The following is a 21484-nucleotide window of genomic DNA, read 5'->3' as shown; positions in this document are numbered from 1 at the left end:
CATGCCCGGCAATCTGTCCACGCCCGGCGCCGGTGTCGTCTCGCGGGCGTTCGCGCTGCTCGGCGCCTTCGACGTCGACCATCGCGAGCTGTCGCTGACCGAACTCGCGAACCGCGCCGGCCTGCCGCTGCCCACCGCACACCGGCTCGCGCGCGATCTCGTGGGCCTGGGCGCACTGGAGCGGCGCGAAGATCGGTACGCCGTCGGCAGGCGCCTGTGGGATCTCGGGCTGCTCGCGCCCGTGCAGTTCGAACTGCGACAGGTCGCCGCTCCGTTCCTCCAGGACCTCTACGGCGCGACCGGCGCCACCGTGCACCTCGGCGAGCGGGACGGCGACCAGGTGCTCTACCTCGACCGCCTGTCCGGGAACGCGTCCGTGCCGGTCGTCAGCCGGATCGGCGGACGGCTGCCGCTGCACGCCACCGGGGTCGGGAAGGTCCTGCTGGCGTGGGCGCCGGAGGACGTCCAGCGTCAGGTCCTCGCCTCGCTGACCCGCGTCACGCCGTACACCGTCACTCAACCAGGGCGCCTGCGCGAACAATTGCGACGCGTCCGCCGGGAGGGTTACGCGCAGACCGTCGAGGAGATGAGCCGGGGCGCCTGCTCGGTCGCCGTCCCGATCCGGCCGTCCGGTGGCGACGTCGTCGCCGCGCTCGGCCTGGTCGTCCCGGATCTGAGCCGCGGCCGGGCAAGGTTGATCGCCGCCCTCCAGGTCGCGGCCGCCGGGATCGGACGGAGCCTGCGGGTTTCACTGAGTGGAAGCGAACGCTAGGCCTTCGGCCGCCACGCGACCAGACTCCGGTCATGCGTACCCCAGTCGCCATCGTCGGCGCCGGCCCGGCCGGACTTCTCCTTTCGCATCTGCTCGATCTGGCGGGGGTCGAATCGGTGCTCGTGGAGACCCGCTCGCGCGAGTACGTCGAGGCGCGGATCCGGGCGGGCATCCTCGAACAGTCCACAGTGGACCTCCTTCGCGAGACCGGTCTCGGCGAGCGGCTGGACCGGGAGGGCGACGAGCACCGCGGGATCTACCTGCAGTGGCCGGAGGAACGGCACCATCTCGACTTCGTGGACCTGGTCGGGCGAAGCGTCACCGTGTACGGCCAGACCGAGGTGACGAAGGACCTCGGCAAGGCACGTGAGGCGGCCGGGCAACAGATCCACTACGAGGTCACGGACACCGCCGTGCACGACATCGAAACCGACCGGCCGTACGTCACCTTCACCGACGCGGACGGCGTACAGCAGCGGCTGGACGCCGGCGTCGTCGTCGGCTGCGACGGCTCGTTCGGGCCTTGCCGCACCGCGATCCCCGACGCCGCGAAGCAGACTTGGGAGCGCACCTATCCCTACTCGTGGCTCGGCGTCCTCGCCGACGTCGCCCCGTCGACCGACGAGCTCATCTACGCCTGGCATCCCGACGGTTTCGCCATGCACTCGATGCGCTCGGCCACCGTCAGCAGGCTGTATCTGCAGGTGCCCAACGGCACCGACATCGGCGACTGGTCCGACGAGCGGATCTGGGAGGCGCTCGCCACCCGGCTCGGCCACGGCCAGGACGGCTGGACGCTCACGCCGGGACCGATCACCGACAAGAGCGTGCTGCCGATGCGCAGTTTCGTGCAGCAGCCCATGCGGCACGGCCGTCTCTTCCTCGCCGGCGACGCCGCCCACATCGTGCCGCCCACTGGCGCCAAGGGGCTCAACCTCGCCGTCGCCGACGTCGCCCTCCTCGCCCCCGCGCTCGCCGCTTTGGTGCGGGACAAGGACTTCACGCTCGCCGACGCCTACTCCGACACCGCGCTGCGCCGGGTCTGGCGGTGTACGCATTTCTCGTGGTGGATGACGACGATGCTGCACCGTTCGGACGATCCGTTCGAACGGCAGTTGCAGCTTTCGCAGCTGCAGTGGCTGGCGCGGAGCGAAGCGGGCCGGGCCGGGCTCGCGGAGAACTACGCGGGACTGCCCATCGGATTCTGACCACACGAGGCGTTGCCACCGCATAGGATCGCCCCCGCGTGGCCGGACGTCCCGATCTCCGGCGGAGAGCTGTGGAAGGCAGGCATGTCACCCTTAACGTTCGCGAGTATCGAGACCATCCCCCTGGTACTGCAACTCGCGGTCGGCCTACTCGGCCTGATCGTCTCGGTCAAAGGACGCGCCCGGGGAGTCTCCGGTCTGATGGTGGCCGCTTTCGCGGTCATGCTCGTCACGACGGTGTTGGCCATCGTGTGGCAGTTCTTGGCGTTGAGCGTGTCGGACTGGGTCGAGTCCGGCGGCCTGTCCGTCGACGGCATCCGCACGATCTACCTGGCGGTCGCCATCGTGTTCGACACCGCCTCGCTGCTCTCCTGGCTGCTGGTCGCGATCGCGGTCGTCAAGAGCGGCCGCCCTTCCCGGCCGCAGCAGGGCTTCGCGCCGCCTGCCAACTACCCGATGGCGCCCCAGCCGGGCTACCCGGTGGCGCAGCCGGGTTACGCCCCGCAGGCTCAGCCGCAGCCCAACCCTCAAGCACAGCAGCCGCCGACAGAGCAGCAGCCGCCGAGCTGACGTTCACCCCGGTCACTCACCCGCGCCGTCGATGCCACTCACGACGTGACGTGAAGTCGTAACAGGTCGTCGACTCCTTCAAGGAAGGTTTCGCAGATCGGCGCGGGGTCGGTCAGACAGCCTGTGGCCATCGCGCCGTCCCGCAGCAGGACGAAGCGCCGGGCCGCGGCCTCCGCCCGCGCGCTCCCCAAGTGGGCCAGCACGCCGGTGATCACCCCCGCGAACCAGTGCCGGTGGGCGAGGACGGCCTTGTGCACGGGATGGGCCGGATCCGGATACTCCGACGCGGCGTTGAGGAAGGCGCAGCCGCGGAAGCCGGGTGACCGGATGCCCTCCGTGATGTCGGCGGCGATCGCCCGCAGTGTGTCCGGCGCCGCCGCCCCCCGGGCGACGATGGCCTCGATCTGCCCACGGATCGCCTGGTCGGCTTCCTGCAGGTAGTAGACGATCAGATCGTCCTTGCCCGGGAAATGCCGGTACAGGGTCGCGCGGGTCACCTTCGCTTCGGCCACGATCCGGTCGATGCCCACGGAGTGGATGCCCTCCGTGTAGAAGAGCCTGGTCGCCGTGGTGAGCAGCCTTGTGCGCGCTTCGGACGCTTGACCTTTAACCATTACGGCCATCTTACGGGATAGAACGTTCGGTCTTGACCGCGCCGTACCCCACTGCCAGAGTCGCGGTAGACCGAACGTTCTCCTCACCTCATCTAGGAGCTCCTGTGAGCAGCCAAACCGCCACCCTCCGGCGCTTGTACTTCGTTCGTTTCGGCTTCGCCCTCGTGTGGGCCGGCCTGCTGTTCACGAGCGCGTCGAAGCTCGGGCCGGTCAGCGTCGCACTGCTCGTGCTGTACCCGCTGTTCGACGTCGCCGCCGCCGTCATCGACCTTCGCTCGTCAAAGGACGCGCCGGGGCTGTATGTGAACATCGCGATCAGCGCGCTCGCCGGGATCGGCCTCGCGTTCGCCGCCGCGTCCGGTATCCCGGCGGTGCTGCGCGTCTGGGGTGCCTGGGCGATCGTGTCGGGCCTCGTCCAGCTCGCCGTCGGCCTCGGCCGCCGCAAACTGGGCGGCCAGTGGGCGATGATCGCCAGCGGCGCCATCTCCACCCTCGCCGGCACCGCCTTCGTCCTGCAAGCCGCGCCGCCGGACGCCTCGCTGGTCAATCTGGCCGGATACGCCGTGCTCGGCGGGATCTTCTTCCTGGTCTCGGCGATCCGCCTCGGCAGGCGCACCCAGCTCAGCCCGCAAGGCTGAGCCGCCGCTCCCGATGGGCGGTCATGTACACCGGCGTGTTGACGACCCCGTAGCCGCGATAGCCGCCGATCCGTTGCACCACCTCGAAAAAGACCCGGGAGCCGACCAGTTCGGTGCAGAAGTGCAGGAATTCGCCGTCCTCGTCACGGTCGTACAGCACCGAGTTCTCCCGCAGTCGCGCGGCGAAGGGCAGATCGAACCGCGCTTCGAGGTCGTCGTAGTAGTTCCCGGGGATCTCCAGCACCGGCGCACCGGCCTCCCGCAGGGCGCGTGCGACCGCAAGAGCGTCATCGCAAGCGAGCGCGATGTGTTGCGGCGAAGGCACTCCCGGCGCCCACTCCCCTCGCCTCACCAATGCGCTGTCGAGCGTCAAGCGGACGTCCCGGTCGCCGACCGCCCGGCTGCGCACGAGCCCGAACGGCGCCGCGAACTCGGACACCGGGTCGGGCCGCAGGCCCAGCACCGAACGATAGAACAGCGTCGCCTCGTCGAAATGGTCGAAAGGCTGGGTCAAGGCGATGTGGTCGATGCCGGTGATCCCCGCGCCGGACGGCTCCGTTCCGGTCGGGACGAAGTCCTGAAGCCATCCATCGCCGCCGCAGAAGAAGATCTCGGTGCCGTCCGGCGCGGCGACGGCGGACAGATCCGCCTCGCCGGGGCCGTGCTCGCGGGGCAGCACGGGAGCGAGCAAGGTCTCCGCGCGCCGCGCCGATCCGGCCGGATTCGCGCTGATCAGGCCGACGGCGCTGATCGTGCCGTCCTCGGCGGCTTCGTTCACCAGCAACCGCGCCGATCCCTGTTGCCACAGCTGAACCGGCTTCGAGCGATGCGTTCCGACGTGGGCGAAGCCGAGGTCAGCGAGCACGGTTCCCGGCACGGCGAGTTCCGCGAAGGCGTGGCCATCCAGCCGAGGAGCCTCGGGAAGCTCAAGAACGCCAACGGATTCACACAAGGCCACCAGCGATCTCATGGCGTCGACCGCCGCGGGCCGCGGGTCCGCCTGCCGGAAGACGTCATTGAAGACCTCCAGCGAAAGCGGCCCTCGATAACCGGCCGCCAGCACGTGCCCGGTGAACGCGGTCAGATCGAACGCGCCCTGCCCCGGGAAGAGCCGGTGGTGCCTGCTCCAGTGCAGCACGTCCATGTCCAGCAACGGCGCGTCGGCCAGTTGCAGGAAGAAGATCTTCTCCCCCGGGATCGTCCGGATCGCGCGGGGATCGCTGCGCCGCGACAGGATGTGGAAGCTGTCGAGACACACTCCCAAGGCCGGGTGATCGGCCCGCCGCACGATGCGCCAAGCGTGCTCGTAGGTGTTCACGAACCGGCCCCACGCGAGCGCTTCGTAGGCGACACGGATCCCGCGTTCCCCCGCCAGCCCGGCCAGTTCCCGAAGCTGCGCGGCGGCGAGATCGTCGTCGTCGACGGCGTCCGGCGAGACCGACGAACAGACCAGGACGGTGTCCGCCCCGAGTTCGGCCATGAGGTCGAACTTCCGTCGTGCCCGGCGGAGGTTCGCCCGGAGCAGGTCCGGCGGCACCGCCTCGAAATCGCGGAACGGCTGGTAGAGGTCGATCGTCAGCCCGAGATCGGCGCAGAGCCGCCGGATCTCCGACGGCGACCTCCTCGACGCGATCAGGTCGTTCTCGAAGATCTCGACACCGTGGAACCCCGCCGCGGCGGCCGCGGCGAGTTTGTCCTCGAGCGTGCCGGAAAGGCAGACGGTCGCGATGGCGGTGTCACCGGGCATGGGCGGGTTTTCCTTCCAGTGCTTCGAAATGCCGGAGCATCCGGTCGGCGTCCGGCTCCGCGCCGGTGAACAGGCGGAACGAGTCCGCCGCCTGGAACACCACCATCCCGCCGCCGTGCAGCGTCCGGCAGCCCCGTTCGCGCGCCTGCTTGAGCAGCGCGGTCTCCAGCGGCCGGTACACGATGTCGGCCACCCACATCCCCTCGCGCAGCGACTCGGCGGGAACCGGTGAGCCCGGGTACGCGGCCATCCCGGTCGGCGTGGCGTGGACGAGGCCGTCGGCATCCCGGACGTCGTCGAGGGAACCGGAAAGGGCCCGGTCGTCGCCGAAACGCCGTCGCAGCGCGGAGACCAGCGTTCCGGCACGCGTGGCGTCGACGTCGTGCACGATCAGTCGTCCGGTTCCCAGGGAGAGCAGGGCGTGCGCCACCGCCGCGCCCGCCCCGCCCGCGCCGAGGAGGACGACGGTGTCCATGTCGGCGTCCGGCAGCCCTCGGGTGAGGTTGCGGGCGAAACCGGTCGCGTCCGTGTTGTGCCCGGTCGCGAGCCCTTCGCGGAACACCACCGTGTTCACCGCGCCGAGTGCCGCGGCGTCGGGCGCCACGTCGTCGAGATACGGCAACACCTGTTGTTTCACCGGATGCGTGATGTTGAGACCGTCGAAGCCCGCGGTCCGGGCCGCTGCCAGCACCTCACCGATCGGGAGCCTCAGCACGTCGAGGTCGAGGCGCCGGTAGAGATAGCGCAACCCGAGTTCGTCGGCTTCCCGTTCGTGCAGCGCCGGGCTCAGCGACGGCCCGATACCGGTGCCGACCAGGCCGATGAGGTAGCCGCTCACCAAGATCCTCCATTAATGTACGAACTAGTGAGTTCACTGTAGCGCGGACCGGTCAGCACGAGAAGGGCTGCGCTAGAGTGAGGCCTTCCACCAGCGGTTCGGAGGGAGTCAGGTGGCCGCACCGTCGTCCGAGGTCGAGCGCCAGCGCGACAAGGAACGCACCCGCGCCGAAATCCTCGCGGTGGCCACCAGGGAGTTCGCCGACAAGGGCTACGCCGGCGCGAGAGTGGACGAGATCGCCGCCCGCACGAGCACCACGAAGCGGATGATCTACTACTACTTCGGCGGCAAGGAGCAGCTCTACGTCGCCGCGCTCGAACGCGCGTACGCGACCATCCGCGCGCTCGAACAGGATCTGGACGTCGACCACCTCGAACCCGAGGACGCGATCCGCCAGCTCGCCGAGCTCACCTTCGACCACCACGAGGCGAACCCGGACTTCATCCGCCTCGTGAGCATCGAAAACATCCACCACGGCGAGCACATCGCGCGCTCGGAAGCCTTGTCCGGCATGGCGAACCCGGCCCTCGACGTGCTCTCCCGCATCCTCGACCGCGGCCGCGAGGCCGGCCGGTTCCGCGAGGACGTCGACGCGCTCGACGTGCACATGGTGATCAGCTCGTTCTGCGTGTTCCGCCTCGCGAACCGGCACACCTTCTCCGCGATCTTCGGGCGGGACATGCTCGACCCGGCCCGCCGCGCCCACTATCGCCTGATGCTGGGCGACCTGGTGATCGAGTACCTGACCGCCTGAAATCCCGGCTCTTGACAACCGGGGCACCGTCTCGCAGGCTGTATTAACTAACTAGATCGTACATTGCTGATTTCGCCCCTTGGAGCGTCGACGTGGCCTCTCCCTCCCCTGTCGCGCAAGGCATGCCCCGCAAGGCCGCATCGGCCGCCTGGATCGGCAGCGCCTTGGAGTACTACGACTTCTTCATCTACGGAACCGCCGCCGCACTGGTGTTCAACAAGGTCTTCTTCCCCGCCTCCTCCCCCGCCACCGGCACGCTGCTCGCGCTGGCGACCTTCGGCGTCGGCTACCTCGCCCGCCCGGTCGGCGCGTTCGTGCTCGGGCACGTCGGAGACCGGCTCGGCCGCAAGAAGGTCCTGGTGTTCACGCTGGTGCTGATGGGCGCCACGACGTTCCTGGTCGGCTGCCTGCCGACGTACGCCTCAGTCGGCGTGCTCGCGCCGGTTCTGCTGGTGATCCTCCGTCTGCTGCAAGGACTTTCGGCCGCCGGCGAACAGGCGGGCGCCAACTCGATGTCACTGGAACACGCGCCGTCCCACCGGCGCGGCTACTACACGAGCTTCACCCTCAGCGGCACCCAGGCCGGGCAGATCCTCGCCACCGCGGTCTTCCTGCCGATCGCCGCGCTCCCCCAGGACCAGTTGCTCACCTGGGGCTGGCGGATCCCGTTCTGGTGCAGCGCCGCCGTCGTGGTCGTCGGTTTCGTGATCCGCCGCAAGATCGACGAAACCCCGGTGTTCGAACAGAACCGGTCCGCCGTCGCCAAACTGCCGGTCGCCGTGCTGTTCCGGACGCACTGGAAGGATGTGCTCCGCGTCGTCGTCGCGGCCACCATCGCCTCGGTCAGCACGATCTTCACCGTGTACGCGCTGAGCTACGCGGTCAACACGATCGGGCTGGACCGCGGACCGATTTTGTGGGTCGGAGTACTGGCAAACGTCGTCGCGCTGCTCGCGATCCCGTTCCTGGCAGGGCTTTCCGACCGGGTCGGCCGCAAACCGGTGTTCATCGCGGGCTGCCTCGCCTGCGCGGCGCTGATCTTCCCGTACCTGTGGTCCATTTCGGACGGTTCGTATCCGCTGATCTTCGCCGTCGGCATCCTGTTGTTCGGCGTCGCCTACAGCGCCGTCAACGGAGTGTGGCCGTCGTTCTACGGTGAGATGTTCAGCGCCAAGGTCCGGCTTTCGGGGATGGCGATCGGCACGCAGATCGGGTTCGCCATCGCCGGGTTCGCCCCGAGCGTGGTGGCCGCGATCGGCTCGGGGAAGGACGACTGGCTCGGCGTCGCCGTCTTCACCGCCGCGGTATGCCTCCTCAGCGCCGCGGCCGCGCTCACCGCACGCGAAACGCACGACGTGCCGACCGAGGACCTCGGCGCGGACGGTCAGAACCCCGGCCAGCCCCGCCGTAAGAACACGAACGCGGCGTCCAGCGCGGCGGCGGGATCCACCTCGACCCCGGCCAGGTCCGGGACCTCCAGGACATAACGCGCCAGCAGCCGCACGGAGAAATCGTCCTGCCCCGACGCTTCGGCGATGACCTTCGTGAGTGCGTCCTCGCAGCCCGTCCACAGCGTCCTGGCGTAGGCGCGCAACGCCGGGGTCGCCACCACCAGATCCGCGACCCGCCGCGCCAGCGGATCGGGATCCGGGTCGAACGGGCCACGCGTCGCGAGGAAGTCCTGCAGCGCCTGAAGGATCGACGTGCCCTCGGCCCGGTCACGCACCGCGGCGGCCAAGGCCGCTTCGCGTTCGTGACCGTGGCCGAGGACCAGCGCCTCCTTGCCGCCCGGGAAGTGCGCGAACAGCGTGGACACCGCCGTGTCCGCGGCGTCGGCGATCTCCGCGACGGTGACGTTGTCGAAACCCCGTTCCAGGAACAGGTGTCGCGCCGCCCCCGACAAGGCCTGGCGTGTCGCCGCCTTCTTGCGTTCACGCCTGCCCGGCTCGGTCGCTCCCATGGACCCAGCCTACATCGAAGTCACTCCGAATTCGAAGCGAGTGTATATTCGGAGTGACTTCGACTTTGAGGAGAGCGCCGTGAGCCATTGGGACGTCCACCACCTGCCGCGTGCCGACGGCAAGACCTTCCTGGTCACCGGTGGCAACGCGGGGATCGGCTATTTCGTCGCCGAACAGCTCGCCGGCACCGGCGCCACCGTGCTCCTCGGCAGCCGGGACACCGCCAAGGCGGAGACGGCGATGACGTCGATCCGTTCCCTGGTGCCGGACGCGAGTCTCGGGCACCTGCGGCTGGATCTCTCCGATCTCCCGTCCCTCAAGTCCTCAGTGGACACTCTGGGGATCGACCGGCTCGACGCCGTCGTCTGCAACGCGGGCGTACTCCTGGAGAACCAGCCGAGGCGGGAGACGTCCGACGGCCTCGAACTGACCTTCGCCACCAACCATCTCGGGCATTTCGTGCTGGTACACCGGTTGATGCCCCTGCTCGAAGCGGCCGAGGCCGGCCGCGTCGTCACCACGGGCAGCTTCGTGGGCAAGTCCGCGGACCTCGACCTGGACGACCTCCAGAGCAAGCGGGACTACCAGCCCAAACGCACTTATGCGCGCTCGAAGCTGGCGCAGATGCTGTTCGCCTTCGAGCTCGACAGGCGGCTGCGCGCGGCCGGGAGCACGGTCCTGAGCGTCGTCGACCATCCCGGCGGAGCGCTCGATTCCCTCACCCCGCCGAGGCCGGTGCACCCTGAGCCCGGTGGGCGGAAGCTCCCGGCCGGGCTTCTGTTGCAGGGCAAGGAAGCCGGCGCTTGGCCCGCAGTACGCGCGGTACTCGATCCCGCCGTGCGTGGCGGTGAGATGTTCGGCCCCCGCGTGTTCGGTCTGCGTGGTGAGCCGAGGCGGGAGCCGGTCCGCGGGAAGCTCGCCGACACCGCACTCGCCGCCCGGTTGTGGGCGGCGAGCGCGGAACTCACACCGTGACGTCGGTCGAGTCCGGGGTGGACTTGCCGCGGGATCGCAGGCCCAGCAGCAGGTCTACCACCAGGAACGCGAGCAGGCTGATCCCGAGCAGCGGCACGAACCAGCCGATCGCGGCGGCCAGGACGAGAAGACCCACCGGCAGCCACGGCGGCGCCTTGCGCCATTGACCGCGCGGGACGGGCCGTCCGAAGGTCAGCCCGGTGGCCCGGGTCGGCCTGCGCTGCCACCACATCCGGTAGCCGAGCACGACCAGCGTGACCAGACCGGCGCCGAGCAGGAGCAGCACGATCTGGTTGGGCCAGCCGAACAGGACGCCCATATGCGCGTCGATCCCCCAGCGGGCGAGCTTCGCCATCAGGGGGTAGTCGGCGAAGCGCACCTCGCCCAGGATCTGCCCGGTCGTCCCGTCGACCGCGACGGCGTCGACCTGCGTCGGCCAGCCGCGCTCGATTTCCGCCACCTGCCAAGGAGCGCCGGGTTTCGTGGGCAGCCCGATCTCCACCGAGGCGGCATCGATCCCGGCGGCGCGGGCGGAGGCCAGCATCGCGTCCACGCTCTCGGGTTTCGCGGGTGCCGGAGCGGCGGGGGCTTCGCCGTGACCGGCGTGCCCGGCATGTTCGTCGCCGCCGGTCACCTTCAACGCCGGGGTGGCCCAGCCGAGGGATTCACGCAACGCGGAGACGTTCTCCCCCGCGTACGCCGACCACGTCAGCCCCGTCGCCGAGAGGAACAGCGCGCCGAGCAGCACCCACAGACCGACGGATCCGTGACGGCGCACCGACTTCCCGCGCGCGGACTCGGCCTTCTCGGCCCGGCGGGCACGACGGCGGCTCATCCACAGCACGAGGCCGCCGAGCGCGACCGCCCACAGCCAGGACGCCGCGAGTTCGCTGTAGAGCCGTCCCGGCTCGCCGAGGAGCAGGTTGCGGTGCAACCGGTCGAGCGTGGTCCGGAACGGTAAGGCACCACTCGATCCATACGCGACCAAGTCCCCGCGCACCTGCGCGGTGGCCGGGTCGACGAACACCGCACGCCGTTCGGATTCGCCGAGTCCTTCCTCGGCGAACAGGACCCGAGTCGTGTCGCCCGGCTCGGGAGCGGGCCGGACGGCGACCAGGTCGCCGCCGGGGTGGGCCGCTTGAGCAGCCTTGACCTGGTCGGCGAGTGAAACCTGGCTCAGCCCGACGGGGGCGCGGAGCTGGTCGGAGTAGATCCAGGACTCCATCTGCGGCGTCGCCGCGTAGAGAACGCCGCTGAGCGCGGCGATGAGGATGAACGGTCCGACGAGAACGCCGGCGTAGAAGTGGAAGCGGAGGAACAGCCCGCGCCAGCCGGTCGCGCGCGGCGGGCTCGTGGTCGATTCGATTCGCGTTGCCATGGGGGACTCCTGAGGCGTCGATGGGGAGGCGTGCGCCTGCGCCGCGCGCCGGGATGCTCACGGCGCGCGTGCTGAGAGCCTGTTGGCGGAGCTGAGATTCATCCGGAAAGTGACCAGACGCGTGAACCCGCCCGGCCGGAGGCCCCACTATCGCGGTGGCAGGGCGCCTTGTCCGCGTCCGTGAGGTGGATGACCAGGCGGCGCCCTGCCGACGTCGATCGCGGACGCGGGTTCACCAACAGACCCTCAGCCCTGCCGCGACACGGGTCTCGGCAGGGGTTCGGGGATCAGGCGGACGTCACCGGCGGGCCGCGCCGCGAAAGCACGTCTCGCAGGAGCGCCTCGGTCGCGGGGAACTCCACCGCGAGCGGGACGTGGATCCGCAGCGGCGCCGTCGCCGGCCGCGGGGTCAACCGCCGGGGAAGAACCGAGGCGATGAGCGTCGTGAGCGCGTACATGACGTGCTCGGCGCCCGCGAGCACCATCGCCACCACGAGGGTCGCGGCGGCGTGCCCGGCCGCCATGGACAGGCCGTTGCCCGGGGCTTCGGCGTGGTGGGCGTGCGACTGCCAGGTCAGGAAGGTCAGGCAGGCGTGCATCGCCAGTTGCCCGCCCGCCACCAGGCCGAGGATGGCGAGCGGGCCGCGGCGGCGTCCCGCGAACGCGTACGCCACCCAGCTCAGCAGGGCGACGAGCAGCACGACGACACCGAGATCGGGGACGCGGCCGCTGGTCCCGACGTGGGCACCGGTCGCCAAAGTGCCGGTCAGCACCCCCACGGCCCCGCCGCGGAGGCGCCGGGCCGGGCCTCGGGTCGGGGTCGGCGTGCGCACGGGAGGCAGAGTAGAGCGCGAACGGGCCCGTTGTCTCTCCTTGATATCGTCGGCCCGGTGCTCCGCAGCCTGTCGTTCCTCCGGCTCTGGACCGGGAACACCGCCTCCGGGCTGGCGACCTGGGCCCTGCCGTTCATCCTCGGGCTGGCGGTGCTCGAACGGTCGCTTTCGGCTGTGGACCTCGGCATCGTGCTCGCCGCTCGGACGGTGGGATTCCTCGTGGCGGTCCCGGTGGCGGGCGTCTTGGCCGACCGGCATTCCCGTCGCGGGGTCGTGCTCTGGGCGGGTCTGATCGCCGGTCTCGCCACTCCGCTGATCGCCACCGGGATGGGCCGGTCGGTCCTGCTGATGGCCACCGCGGCGGCCGTCGTCGGCGTCGGACAGGGCGCGTGCCGCCCGGCGTTCCAGGCGCTCACGGCCGAGGTGATCGCCGAAGACCGGCGGCAGCAGGCCAACGCCGCGATGACCCTCGCCGTCCGGGTCACGACCTTGGTCGCGCCGGGGCTCACCGCCCTGCTCTCCCAGTTCGCCTCGACGTCGGCCCTGGTGATCGGGACCGGAGTGCTGTGGCTCGGCGCGGCGCTGATCCCGCCGCGAGGCACCTTCACACCCGCCCCGGCCGCCGCCGGGACCCGCTTCTTCGGCGAGTTCGCCGACGGCCTCCGTGAGGCCCGCCGCCATCCGTGGTTCCTGGCCGGGCTCGGCGCGCTGACCGCCGTCGTCGCGACCGGCTATTCCGCCACGGGTGTGGTGCTGCCGCTGGTCAGCCGTGACCGCTATGACAGCGAAACGGTCTTGGCCGCCGGACTCACCGCGTACACCCTCGGCGCGCTCGCGGGCGCTGTCGTCATCGCGCGCTGGCGCCCGAAGCGGCAAGGCTGGACGGCGCTGGCAGGGCTCGGCTGCTACGGCTTCGCGCCACTGAGCCTGCTGTTCCCGGTGCACCCGGCCTTCGTCATCGCCGCCTACGCCGTCGCCGGGCTGGGCATCGAACTGTTCAACGTCCCCTGGTTCACCGCGACCCAGCGGGAGGTCGAGCCGGGGAAGCTCGCCCGGGTGTCCTCTTTGGACTTCCTGTTCTCCTACGGCCTCGCGCCCGCCGGGCTCGCGTTCATCGCGCCCGCGATCGACCGGTTCGGGGCGGCGCCGGTGCTGGCGGCGTGCGCGGTCGTCTGCTTCGCCGCTCCGGCGGCCGCCGCCCTCGTGCCCTCCTCGCGTGACTTCCGGGCAACCGCACCGATCAAGAGTGTCTAGTTCTTGCGCTCGCTTGCGGTAATGTTTCAGCCATGACGCGTCGTCTTGCCGAAGTCGCCCGCAAGGTCGGGGTCAGTGAAGCCACGGTCAGCCGGGTACTCAACGGCCGATCAGGGGTCTCCGCGAGCACCCGGGCCGCCGTCCTCACCGCGCTGGACGTGATGGGCTACGAACGGCCGACCCAGCTGCGCGGGGATCGCGCCCGCCTGGTCGGACTGGTCCTTCCCGAACTGCAGAACCCCATCTTCCCCGCGCTCGCCGAGATCATGGGCAACGCGCTGGCCCAGCAGGGTTTCACCCCGGTGCTGTGCACCCGAACCGCGGGAGGCGTCTCCGAAGCGGAGTACGTCGAACTGCTGTTGCAGCAGCAGGTCTCCGGGGTCGTGTTCGCCGGCGGGCTCTACGCCCAGGCCGACGCGGTGCATTCCCACTACCACCATCTCGCCGAGCGCCGCCTGCCGACGGTGCTGATCAACGCCGCCGTCGACCACCTCGGGCTGCCGCAGATCTCGTGCGACGACGCGGTCGCCGTCGAACAGGTCGTCGGGCATCTGAGCTCGCTCGGCCACGAGAAGATCGGCCTCGTCCTCGGCCCGACCGACCACGTCCCGTCCCAGCGCAAACTCGAGGCCTTCCGCGCCTACGCGGCGAAACTCGGTCTTCCGGTGCTGGACGAACTCGTCGAACACGGCATGTTCTCCATCGAAGGCGGGCACGCGGCCGCGGCCCGGCTGTACCCGCGCGGCGCGACCGCCGTCCTGTGCGCGAGCGATCTCCTGGCTCTGGGCGCGATCCGCGCGGCCCGGCGGCAAGGGCTCTCCGTCCCCGAAGACGTCTCGGTGGTCGGCTACGACGATTCCGCCCTGATGAACTGCACCGATCCGCCGCTCACCACCACCCGGCAGCCGATCGAGGCGATGGGCCGCGCCGTGGTGGAACTGCTGGTCAAGCGCATAAACGGCGGCGAGGTCGCGGCCGAGGAACTCCTGTTCGCGCCCGAGCTCGTCGTCCGGGGCTCCACCGCGCGCCGCGTTTAGCCACCCCGACGAAGGCCACCCGAGACGGACACGGGGCGAAGGACGCTTTCCGCTCGTGCGATGCGGGGAAAGCGTCCTTCGCCCCAGGCCGGACCCCGTGTGCCGGAAGCCGTATCACACGTGCCTGGAGCCGTATCACGCGTGCTTCGGGACGGATCTGAGTGTTACGCCTCCAAGCACGCGAGTTACGGCTTCAAGCACGCATGTTCGATGAAGTACATGAAGGCCCCCTTCCTTGCGTCTAGCGCAGCGAAGGGGGCCTTCATGCACTTGGGGCACCCCGCGACTGCGTCTGTCGCAAAGTTGCAAGTTTTCATCTAGTTATTGCGTTAATCTGGGGCTTCACTTTAGAGTGACCGCAATCACGTGACAGCCGTCGCGATCCCGAGATGAGGCTTGAAGATGAGCAGCACTTGGTCCCCTGCCGTGCGCCGCCGGATGTTCTGCCTGCTCCTTGCGGGCGGACTCACCCTGGGCGCGGCCGCCTGCGGTTCCGGCTCCGGTGAAAGCACCGGGGGCAAGGTCAAGATCACCGTGACCGGGCAGCCCCCGACCAGCCAGCCGTTCGAGCGCGGCGTGTTCGACGCCGACGTCAAGGAGTTCGAGGAGAGCCACCCGGACATCGACATCGAGCCGCACGAAGGGTTCATGGACCCGAAGACGTTCTCCGCCAAACTCGCCGGCGGGCAGCTCGAAGACGTCTACTACGTCTACTTCACCGACCCCGCGCAGATCATCGCGCGCCGCCAGGCGGCCGACATCACCGAAGCGGCCAAGGGCTTGAAGAACTTCGGCGACATCAAACCGGAATTACTGGACAACTTCCGGGATGCCGACGGCAAGCTCTACGGCCTCCCGACGATGAACTACAGCATGGGCCTGCTCTACAGCCGTCCGCTGTTCCAGAAGGCCGGGCTCGATCCGAACAAACCGCCGCAGACCTGGGACGAGGTCCGCGCGGCCGCGAAGAAGATCGCCGCGCTGGGCAACGGCACCGTCGGATACGCCGACTACAGCAAGAACAACCAGGGCGGCTGGCATCTGACCGGCTGGCTCTACTCCATGGGCAGCGAGGTCGCCCGCAAGGACGGCGACAACTGGGTCGCCGCCTTCAACAACGACAAGGCCAAGGCCGCCCTGAACCAGTTGCGCGCCATGCGGTGGGAAGACGACACCATGGGCAGCAAGCAGTTGCTCGAAGCGCAGGACGTCCAGCGCATGATGGGCGCCGGCCGGCTCGGCATGTACATGGCCGCCCCGGACAACGTCCCGGTACTCGTCAAACAGTTCAACGGCAAGTACGAGGACTACGGCGTCGCGGGCATGCCGGGCGGGCAGGGCACGCTGCTCGGCGGCGAGGGCTACATGATCAACCCCAAGGCCTCGCCGGAGAAGATCAAGGCCGGCCTGGAATGGGTCCGCTGGAAGTACCTCAACCCGGAGCGTTTCGAGAAGCACGTCCAGCAGTACGTCGACGGCAAGCAGCCGGTCGGGCTGCCCGCCGAGCCGACCCCGGACGTCTGGCAGGGCGCCGTGCGTGATCAGCAGCTCGCGGTGAAGGCCAAGCACGCCAACGTTCCCGCCGAGAACTACCAGTCCTATGTGGACGTGAGTTCGCGGATCAAGGGCAGCATCGAACCGCCGAACGCGCAGCAGGTCTACGCCATCCTCGACAGTGTGATGCAGGCGGTGCTCACCGATCGGAACGCGGATATCGCTCAGCAGCTGTCGTCTGCGGAGTCGAAGGTCAACAGTGTCCTCGCCCAGGTCAAGTAGCGTCCTCGACTGGCCCGCGACAACGTCGTCGCGGGCCGGTCGGCCGGTCGCCTCGGCGGCCGAACGCCGCCGGAACCGGATACGCCGCAAGCTCAAGGAAAACGTCACCGCGTACGGCCTGCTGTGCGCCGCGCTCGTGGTGTTCGCCCTGTTCTCGTGGTACCCGATCGTGCGCGGGGTGCTTCTGAGCTTCCAGCAGGTCGACTTCGTCAACCCGCCGACGTGGGTCGGCTTCGACAACTTCACCCGCCTGTTCGAAGACCCGCTGTTCGGCATCGCCTGGCGCAACACCCTGTTGTTCACCGGGCTCGCGCTGGTCTTCGGGTTCGTGGTGCCGTTCCTGACCGCCGTCCTGCTCAACGAACTGCGGCACGCCAAGGCGTTCTTCCGGCTGGCGGTGTACCTGCCGGTGATGCTGCCGCCGGTGGTCACCGCCCTGATGTGGAAGTGGTTCTACGACCCGGGCGCCGGTCTGTTCAACTCCGCGCTCGGCGCCGTCGGCCTGCCCGGCGGCCAGTGGCTGGACTCGAGCGACACGTCGATGCTGTCGCTGGTGTTCGTGTCGACGTGGGCGAACATGGGCAGCACCACGCTGATCTATCTCGCCGCGCTCGGCACCATCCCCGGTGAGCTCTACGAAGCCGCGGAGCTGGACGGCGCGGGACTGTGGAAGCGCCTGATCCACGTCACCCTGCCGCAGACGAGGTTCGTGTTGCTGGTGCTCCTGCTGCTGCAGGTGGTCGCGACCATGCAGGTGTTCACCGAGCCGTACGTGATGACCGGCGGCGGGCCCGACGACTCCACCGTCACCGTGCTCCTGCTGCTGTACCGCTATGCCTTCGTCTACAACGACTTCGGCTCGGCCAGCGCGTTGAGCCTGCTGTTGTTCGTCGCGCTCGGGGTGTTCTCCGCGTTGTACGTGCGCCTGACCCGGAAGGCGGATGAGTCATGAGGACGCTCGTCTCCCCCAGCACGCTTCGCAGCCCCGGCGGCAAGATCGGGTACGCCGTGATCTTCGCCTGCACGCTGCTCCTGTTCGTCATCGCGTTCCTGTTCCCGCTGTACTGGGCCGTGACCGGCGCGATGAAGTCACCCCAGGAGCTGGCGCAGACGCCGGCGACGTTCATCCCGAACGAGTGGCATCCGGAGACCTTCGCCGACGCGTGGGACCAGCTGAGCCTCGGCAAGTACTTCCTCAACACCGTGATCGTCGCCGGGGGCGCCTGGCTGGCCCAGCTGGCCATCGACGTTCCCGCGGCGTTCGCGTTGTCGAAGCTGCGGCCGAAGTTCGGCAACGTCGTGCTCGGGCTGATGCTCGCGACGTTGATGCTCCCCGCCGCGGCACTGCTCGTGCCGACCTACGTGACGATCACCGACCTGCCGTTGCTGGACCTCAACCTGATCAACTCACCGGCGGCGGTCTGGCTGCCCGCGGCCGCGAACGCGTTCAACATCTATCTGCTGAAACGGTTCTTCGACCAGATCCCGGACGAGCTGATCGAGGCCGCGCGCCTCGACGGCGCCGGACCGGTGCGCACGCTGTGGCGCATCATCCTGCCGATCTCCCGGCCGATCCTGGCCGTGGTCTCGATCCTCGCGGTGGTGGCCGCGTGGAAGGACTTCATCTGGCCGCTGCTGGTGTTCCCGGACACCGAAAAGCAGACGCTGTCGGTGATGCTGCAGCGCGTGGCCATCGACATGCCGCTGAACGTGCTCGTCGCGGGCATGGTCCTGGCCAGCCTGCCGATGGTGGCGCTGTTCCTGGCGTTCCAGCGGCATATCCTCGCCGGGCTCACCGCCGGCAGTCTCAAAGGCTGACTCTCGCCGCATTCGGGGTTTCCACAAACGATTGGGAGGGTATTTCGTGACCGCATCAGGGCAGTCCGCCGGATGGTGGCGGAGCGCGGCGATCTACCAGGTCTACCTCCGCAGTTTCGCGGACGGGAACGGTGACGGCGTCGGCGATCTCGCCGGTGTCCGCGCGCGGCTGGACTACCTGGCCGAACTGGGGATCGACGCGATCTGGTTCACCCCGTGGTATCCGTCGCCGATGGACGACGGCGGCTACGACGTCGCCGACTTCCGGGAGATCGACCCGCTTTTCGGCACGCTCGCCGAAGCGGAGGACCTCATCGCCGCGGCCCATGCCAGGGGGATCCGCGTGATCATCGACATCGTGCCGAACCACTGCTCCGACGAGCACCGCTGGTTCGCCGAAGCACTCGCCGCCGAGCCGGGATCGCCGGAGCGGCAACGGTTCTGGTTCCGGCCGGGCCGCGGGCCGGACGGCTCGGAGCCGCCGAACAACTGGAAGTCGCGTTTCGGCGGCTCCGCCTGGACACGGGTCCCGGACGGCGAGTGGTACCTGCATCTGTACAGCTCGCGCCAGCCCGATTTCAATTGGGACAACCAGGAGATCCGCGCCGATTTCGAGGACGTGCTGCGGTTCTGGTTCGACCGCGGGGTCGACGGGTTCCGCATCGACGTCGCCGACGGACTGGTGAAGGACCCGCGGCTGCCCGACGTCGATCCGGGCGACGAGACGCCGTTCTCCGATCAGGAGGGGCTGCACGAGATCTACCGGTCGTGGCGCAAGATCGCCGACAGCTACCCGGGTGACCGGGTGCTGGTCGGCGAGATGTGGCTGCCGGACATGTCCCGGGCGGCACGATACCTGCGCCGCGACGAACTGCACGCGGCGTTCAACTTCGATTTCCTGGTGTGCCCGTGGGATTTCGCCCGGTTCAGAGATGTCATCGGGCGGACGCTGGCGGCGCACGAGGAGGTCGGCGCGCCGGCGGCGTGGGTGCTGTCGAACCACGACGTCACCCGGCACGTGACGCGGTACGGCCGCGAGGGCGACACCGGTTTCGCGTTCGCGGACCGGCTGCACGGCACCCCCGTGGATCGCGAACTCGGGACCCGCCGGGCACGGGCGGCGGCGTTGCTGACCATGGCGCTGCCCGGTGGTCTCTATGTCTACCAAGGGGAAGAGCTCGGCCTGTGGGAGATCGAGGACATCCCGGGCGAACTCCGGCAGGATCCGGTGTGGGCCCGGACGAACGGCGCCGACCCCGGCCGTGACGGTTGCCGCGTCCCGCTCCCCTGGTCCGGTGACACGCCGCCGTTCGGTTTCGGCACGGGCGGGACGTGGCTGCCCCAGCCTGAGGAATGGCGTTCCCACACGGCGGAGGCGCAGGCGGCCGAACCGGCGTCGATGCTCCGGCTCTACCGCTCCGGGTTGCGGCTGCGGGACGAACTTCCCGCGCTCGGCCCCGGTGAACTGGAATGGCTGGAGCTGGGCGACGGCGTGCTCGCGTTCACTCGGGAACCGGGCTTCACCTTCGTGCTGAACTTCTCGGACAAGCCCGTGCCGCTGCCGCCGCATCGCGAGGTGCTCCTGGTCAGCGGCCCGGTCGACGGAGAACTCCCGGCGGACACGGCGGTGTGGCTGCGCACCTGATCACCGGCCGGTCGTGACCCGGCTGATCCGGCCGCGTATCCGTGCGCGGCCCGCCGGGTCACGCCACCGGAGGTGCCTGTCAAGCACCTCGCGGAGCACACCGCCGAGGACGAGGCCCTGGGTGGCGGCCTCGACGCAGGGGTGGTCGCGGAGCCAGTCGAACAGCTCCGAAGACCGTCCTCCCGGCAGCACGGACCGGAGGAGGTCTTCGGTGGTGTGCTCCGCTTGCGCGCACACGTACAACGCCCAGCGATGCGCCTCCGTCGGCGGATCCCCGGCCAGCTGGGCGTAGACGGTGTCCACCACGTAGCGTGCCGCGTCCGATCGCGGTGACCTGCTGACTTCGGCGGCCAGGGAGAGCGCGAACGGGTTACCCGCGGCGAAGTCCACAATGGACTGCCGAAGACTCGGTTCGACGCCGCGCGCTTCGAGCAGCGCAGCGGACTCGTTGTCACTCAAGGGTTCGAGCTTTCGGATCGTGATCCGGCCCGACCACGCCGGATCGACCAGCAGGGTGGCGTCCGGGCCGGTCCGGCCCGCGATCACGACCGTGACGTCTCCGGGCAGGCGTCGCAGGACCGCCGCCGGATCGTCGAGGCCATCGAAGAGCCGCACAGGTTTGCCCATGGCCGCCGCGTCGTCGGCGAACTTCCGGAGCAGGGTCGACTTCCCGATTCCGGGGGCACCGGTGAGGAACAGCACTCCGCCTCGTGCGAGCAGCCGCCGGAATTCCGCGCGTTCGCGTGCACGTCCGACGAACAGCGGGTCCGGTTCGCGGAATGAGGGTGTCTGCTCGTCCTCGGCACGAAGCACCTTCTCGTGCAGTGCCCGCAGTTTCGGCCCCGGACGGATCCCGAGTTCCGCGTCGAACAGGTCGTGGACCGCCCGATAGAGCTCCAGCGCCTCGGCGCGCCGCCCGCCCCGATGGAGGGCCAGGAGATAGATCTCGTACAGCGGTTCTTCGAGCCGATTGCGCTCGATCAGCGCCGGCACTTCGGCCACCACCTCGTCGTGCTCCCCGAGTTCGAGGCGCAGCCGAAGCAGATCCTGAGTGGCCGTCAGCTTCAACCGTTCCAGGCGCGAACGCTCATGTTCCGCCGCTTCGCCGGGGACTCCGGCCAGCGCCGTTCCGGTCCACAGCCCGAGCGCCCGCTCCAGCAGTTTCGCCGCCGTCTCCGCGGTGCGCGCCTGACGCGCGCTCTCGATCAGCCCGGCGAACTCGACCGCGTCCACCTCGAAGCGATCCGGATCCAGCCGGTAGCCGCCGGAGCGCGAGACGATCGCCGAACCCAGTCCCTGCAAGGAGAGCAGCCGCCGGAGGCGGGAGATGTAGGTCCGGATGACGGCCTCGCCGGTCGCGGGCGCCCGCTCGCCCCAGAGGCCGTCGATCAGCTCGCCGGTCCGGACGAAACTGCCCGCGTTGGCCAGCAGCAGCCCCAGCACCGCCTGCTGCTGGGGCGAGCCGAGGTCCAGCCGCGTGCCGCCACTGGTGAATCCCGGCGGGCCGAGCACGGTGAAGCGGTACCGGACTTCCTGTGGCAGAGGGGGCATGAGCGGAAAGGTAGGCGGGTCCTGGTCGCGGCGGCGACCGTCGGACGACGTCGTCGGCGTACGTCGTCCACCATGACGTACAGGAATGACGTCATCCGACGGTCGCCGAGGTCAG

The 21484-nt window shown here is 69.4% G+C and carries 20 protein-coding genes; 13 read left to right on the top strand and 7 right to left on the bottom strand.

The window, feature by feature from the left end; genetic code table 11:
- Position 1: 1 nt before the first annotated feature.
- The 3 genes from ACSMFO_RS00695 to ACSMFO_RS00685 all read left to right on the top strand — a co-directional run bounded on the left by ACSMFO_RS00695 (position 2) and on the right by ACSMFO_RS00685 (position 2550).
- Positions 2-772 carry an IclR family transcriptional regulator gene (locus ACSMFO_RS00695; RefSeq protein WP_360084295.1) on the top strand — a complete coding sequence of 257 codons (771 nt, stop codon included), beginning with the start codon at positions 2-4 and terminating at the stop codon, positions 770-772.
- Between the two features lie 32 nt (positions 773-804).
- Positions 805-1980: a 4-hydroxybenzoate 3-monooxygenase gene (locus ACSMFO_RS00690; RefSeq protein ID WP_436456340.1), complete on the top strand. Its 1176-nt coding sequence runs from the start codon at positions 805-807 to the stop codon at positions 1978-1980.
- Between the two features lie 84 nt (positions 1981-2064).
- Positions 2065-2550, top strand: coding sequence for a hypothetical protein (locus tag ACSMFO_RS00685; RefSeq protein WP_436456339.1), 486 nt, complete (start codon positions 2065-2067; stop codon positions 2548-2550).
- A 38-nt stretch (positions 2551-2588) separates the two neighbouring features.
- Here ACSMFO_RS00685 and ACSMFO_RS00680 read toward each other — a convergent pair whose 3' ends face one another.
- Positions 2589-3164, bottom strand: coding sequence for a TetR/AcrR family transcriptional regulator (locus ACSMFO_RS00680; RefSeq protein WP_436456338.1), 576 nt, complete (start codon positions 3162-3164; stop codon positions 2589-2591).
- A gap of 104 nt (positions 3165-3268) precedes the next feature.
- Between ACSMFO_RS00680 and ACSMFO_RS00675 the strand changes: the two genes are divergently transcribed.
- Complete coding sequence (locus tag ACSMFO_RS00675) at positions 3269-3802, top strand: hypothetical protein (RefSeq protein ID WP_436456337.1); 534 nt, start codon at positions 3269-3271, stop codon at positions 3800-3802.
- Here the strand turns inward: ACSMFO_RS00675 and ACSMFO_RS00670 are convergent.
- On the bottom strand, positions 3786-5549 hold the full coding sequence (locus ACSMFO_RS00670) for a bifunctional sugar phosphate isomerase/epimerase/4-hydroxyphenylpyruvate dioxygenase family protein (RefSeq protein ID WP_436456335.1): 1764 nt from the start codon (positions 5547-5549) through the stop codon (positions 3786-3788). The two genes, ACSMFO_RS00675 and ACSMFO_RS00670, sit on opposite strands and share 17 nt — an antisense overlap.
- Positions 5539-6387 (bottom strand): shikimate dehydrogenase, encoded by an 849-nt coding sequence (locus ACSMFO_RS00665; RefSeq protein ID WP_436456334.1) that lies wholly within the window; start codon positions 6385-6387, stop codon positions 5539-5541. The genes ACSMFO_RS00670 and ACSMFO_RS00665 overlap by 11 nt, the downstream gene beginning before the upstream one ends.
- A gap of 112 nt (positions 6388-6499) precedes the next feature.
- On the opposite strand from ACSMFO_RS00665, the gene ACSMFO_RS00660 reads away from it, so the two are divergent.
- Together ACSMFO_RS00660 and ACSMFO_RS00655 are read left to right on the top strand one after the other, a co-directional pair.
- On the top strand, positions 6500-7141 hold the full coding sequence (locus tag ACSMFO_RS00660; protein ID WP_016333863.1) for a TetR/AcrR family transcriptional regulator: 642 nt from the start codon (positions 6500-6502) through the stop codon (positions 7139-7141).
- A 122-nt stretch (positions 7142-7263) separates the two neighbouring features.
- Positions 7264-8628 carry an MFS transporter gene (locus ACSMFO_RS00655; RefSeq protein WP_436457051.1) on the top strand — a complete coding sequence of 455 codons (1365 nt, stop codon included), beginning with the start codon at positions 7264-7266 and terminating at the stop codon, positions 8626-8628.
- On the opposite strand, the gene ACSMFO_RS00650 is transcribed toward ACSMFO_RS00655, so the two are convergent.
- Positions 8526-9101 (bottom strand): TetR/AcrR family transcriptional regulator, encoded by a 576-nt coding sequence (locus tag ACSMFO_RS00650; RefSeq protein WP_436456333.1) that lies wholly within the window; start codon positions 9099-9101, stop codon positions 8526-8528. The two genes, ACSMFO_RS00655 and ACSMFO_RS00650, sit on opposite strands and share 103 nt — an antisense overlap.
- A gap of 79 nt (positions 9102-9180) precedes the next feature.
- Here ACSMFO_RS00650 and ACSMFO_RS00645 point away from each other — a divergent pair, with 79 nt between their 5' ends.
- Positions 9181-10077 carry an SDR family NAD(P)-dependent oxidoreductase gene (locus ACSMFO_RS00645; RefSeq protein WP_436456331.1) on the top strand — a complete coding sequence of 299 codons (897 nt, stop codon included), beginning with the start codon at positions 9181-9183 and terminating at the stop codon, positions 10075-10077.
- Here the strand turns inward: ACSMFO_RS00645 and ACSMFO_RS00640 are convergent.
- Positions 10067-11455 carry a PepSY-associated TM helix domain-containing protein gene (locus ACSMFO_RS00640; protein WP_436456329.1) on the bottom strand — a complete coding sequence of 463 codons (1389 nt, stop codon included), beginning with the start codon at positions 11453-11455 and terminating at the stop codon, positions 10067-10069. The genes ACSMFO_RS00645 and ACSMFO_RS00640 overlap by 11 nt on opposite strands.
- A gap of 287 nt (positions 11456-11742) precedes the next feature.
- Entirely contained in the window at positions 11743-12288 is a 546-nt protein-coding gene (locus ACSMFO_RS00635) for a hypothetical protein (protein WP_228694535.1), read from the bottom strand.
- A gap of 57 nt (positions 12289-12345) precedes the next feature.
- On the opposite strand from ACSMFO_RS00635, the gene ACSMFO_RS00630 reads away from it, so the two are divergent.
- From ACSMFO_RS00630 to ACSMFO_RS00605, 6 genes are all read left to right on the top strand, one after another.
- A complete protein-coding gene (locus ACSMFO_RS00630; RefSeq protein ID WP_360128208.1) occupies positions 12346-13542 on the top strand; it encodes an MFS transporter in 1197 nt (398 codons plus the stop codon).
- Positions 13543-13574: 32 nt separating this feature from the next.
- Positions 13575-14579, top strand: coding sequence for a LacI family DNA-binding transcriptional regulator (locus ACSMFO_RS00625; RefSeq protein WP_038514546.1), 1005 nt, complete (start codon positions 13575-13577; stop codon positions 14577-14579).
- Between the two features lie 402 nt (positions 14580-14981).
- The gene (locus tag ACSMFO_RS00620) at positions 14982-16355 is read left to right on the top strand and encodes an ABC transporter substrate-binding protein (RefSeq protein WP_436456328.1); all 1374 of its coding nucleotides are present in this window, start codon (positions 14982-14984) and stop codon (positions 16353-16355) included.
- Complete coding sequence (locus tag ACSMFO_RS00615) at positions 16333-17307, top strand: carbohydrate ABC transporter permease (protein WP_073842526.1); 975 nt, start codon at positions 16333-16335, stop codon at positions 17305-17307. Before ACSMFO_RS00620 ends, ACSMFO_RS00615 begins: the two co-directional genes overlap by 23 nt.
- Positions 17304-18173, top strand: coding sequence for a carbohydrate ABC transporter permease (locus ACSMFO_RS00610; protein ID WP_037336837.1), 870 nt, complete (start codon positions 17304-17306; stop codon positions 18171-18173). Before ACSMFO_RS00615 ends, ACSMFO_RS00610 begins: the two co-directional genes overlap by 4 nt.
- Positions 18174-18219: 46 nt before the next feature.
- The gene (locus tag ACSMFO_RS00605) at positions 18220-19818 is read left to right on the top strand and encodes a glycoside hydrolase family 13 protein (protein ID WP_436456326.1); all 1599 of its coding nucleotides are present in this window, start codon (positions 18220-18222) and stop codon (positions 19816-19818) included.
- Here the strand turns inward: ACSMFO_RS00605 and ACSMFO_RS00600 are convergent, their stop codons facing one another.
- Positions 19819-21369, bottom strand: coding sequence for a BTAD domain-containing putative transcriptional regulator (locus ACSMFO_RS00600; RefSeq protein ID WP_436456325.1), 1551 nt, complete (start codon positions 21367-21369; stop codon positions 19819-19821). It abuts the gene before it with no gap.
- Positions 21370-21484 lie beyond the last annotated feature (115 nt).

Source organism: Amycolatopsis sp. w19 (genome assembly GCF_051373225.1).
GTDB lineage: Bacteria > Actinomycetota > Actinomycetes > Mycobacteriales > Pseudonocardiaceae > Amycolatopsis > Amycolatopsis japonica.
Note: the sequence above shows the minus strand (reverse complement) of the source record. Positions and strands in the feature narration are given on the sequence as shown.

Bases quoted from the DNA above. Each gene is read 5' to 3' on its own strand.
- ACSMFO_RS00625 (WP_038514546.1), top strand. From the start codon at position 13,575: ATGACGCGTCGTCTTGCCGAAGTCGCCCGCAAGGTCGGGGTCAGTGAA.
- ACSMFO_RS00655 (WP_436457051.1), top strand. From the start codon at position 7,264: ATGCCCCGCAAGGCCGCATCGGCCGCCTGGATCGGCAGCGCCTTGGAG.
- ACSMFO_RS00690 (WP_436456340.1), top strand. From the start codon at position 805: ATGCGTACCCCAGTCGCCATCGTCGGCGCCGGCCCGGCCGGACTTCTC.
- ACSMFO_RS00620 (WP_436456328.1), top strand. From the start codon at position 14,982: ATGAGCAGCACTTGGTCCCCTGCCGTGCGCCGCCGGATGTTCTGCCTG.
- ACSMFO_RS00640 (WP_436456329.1), bottom strand. From the start codon at position 11,455: ATGGCAACGCGAATCGAATCGACCACGAGCCCGCCGCGCGCGACCGGC.
- ACSMFO_RS00670 (WP_436456335.1), bottom strand. From the start codon at position 5,549: ATGCCCGGTGACACCGCCATCGCGACCGTCTGCCTTTCCGGCACGCTC.
- ACSMFO_RS00695 (WP_360084295.1), top strand. From the start codon at position 2: ATGCCCGGCAATCTGTCCACGCCCGGCGCCGGTGTCGTCTCGCGGGCG.
- ACSMFO_RS00650 (WP_436456333.1), bottom strand. From the start codon at position 9,101: ATGGGAGCGACCGAGCCGGGCAGGCGTGAACGCAAGAAGGCGGCGACA.
- ACSMFO_RS00610 (WP_037336837.1), top strand. From the start codon at position 17,304: ATGAGGACGCTCGTCTCCCCCAGCACGCTTCGCAGCCCCGGCGGCAAG.
- ACSMFO_RS00680 (WP_436456338.1), bottom strand. From the start codon at position 3,164: ATGGTTAAAGGTCAAGCGTCCGAAGCGCGCACAAGGCTGCTCACCACG.
- ACSMFO_RS00685 (WP_436456339.1), top strand. From the start codon at position 2,065: ATGTCACCCTTAACGTTCGCGAGTATCGAGACCATCCCCCTGGTACTG.
- ACSMFO_RS00600 (WP_436456325.1), bottom strand. From the start codon at position 21,369: ATGCCCCCTCTGCCACAGGAAGTCCGGTACCGCTTCACCGTGCTCGGC.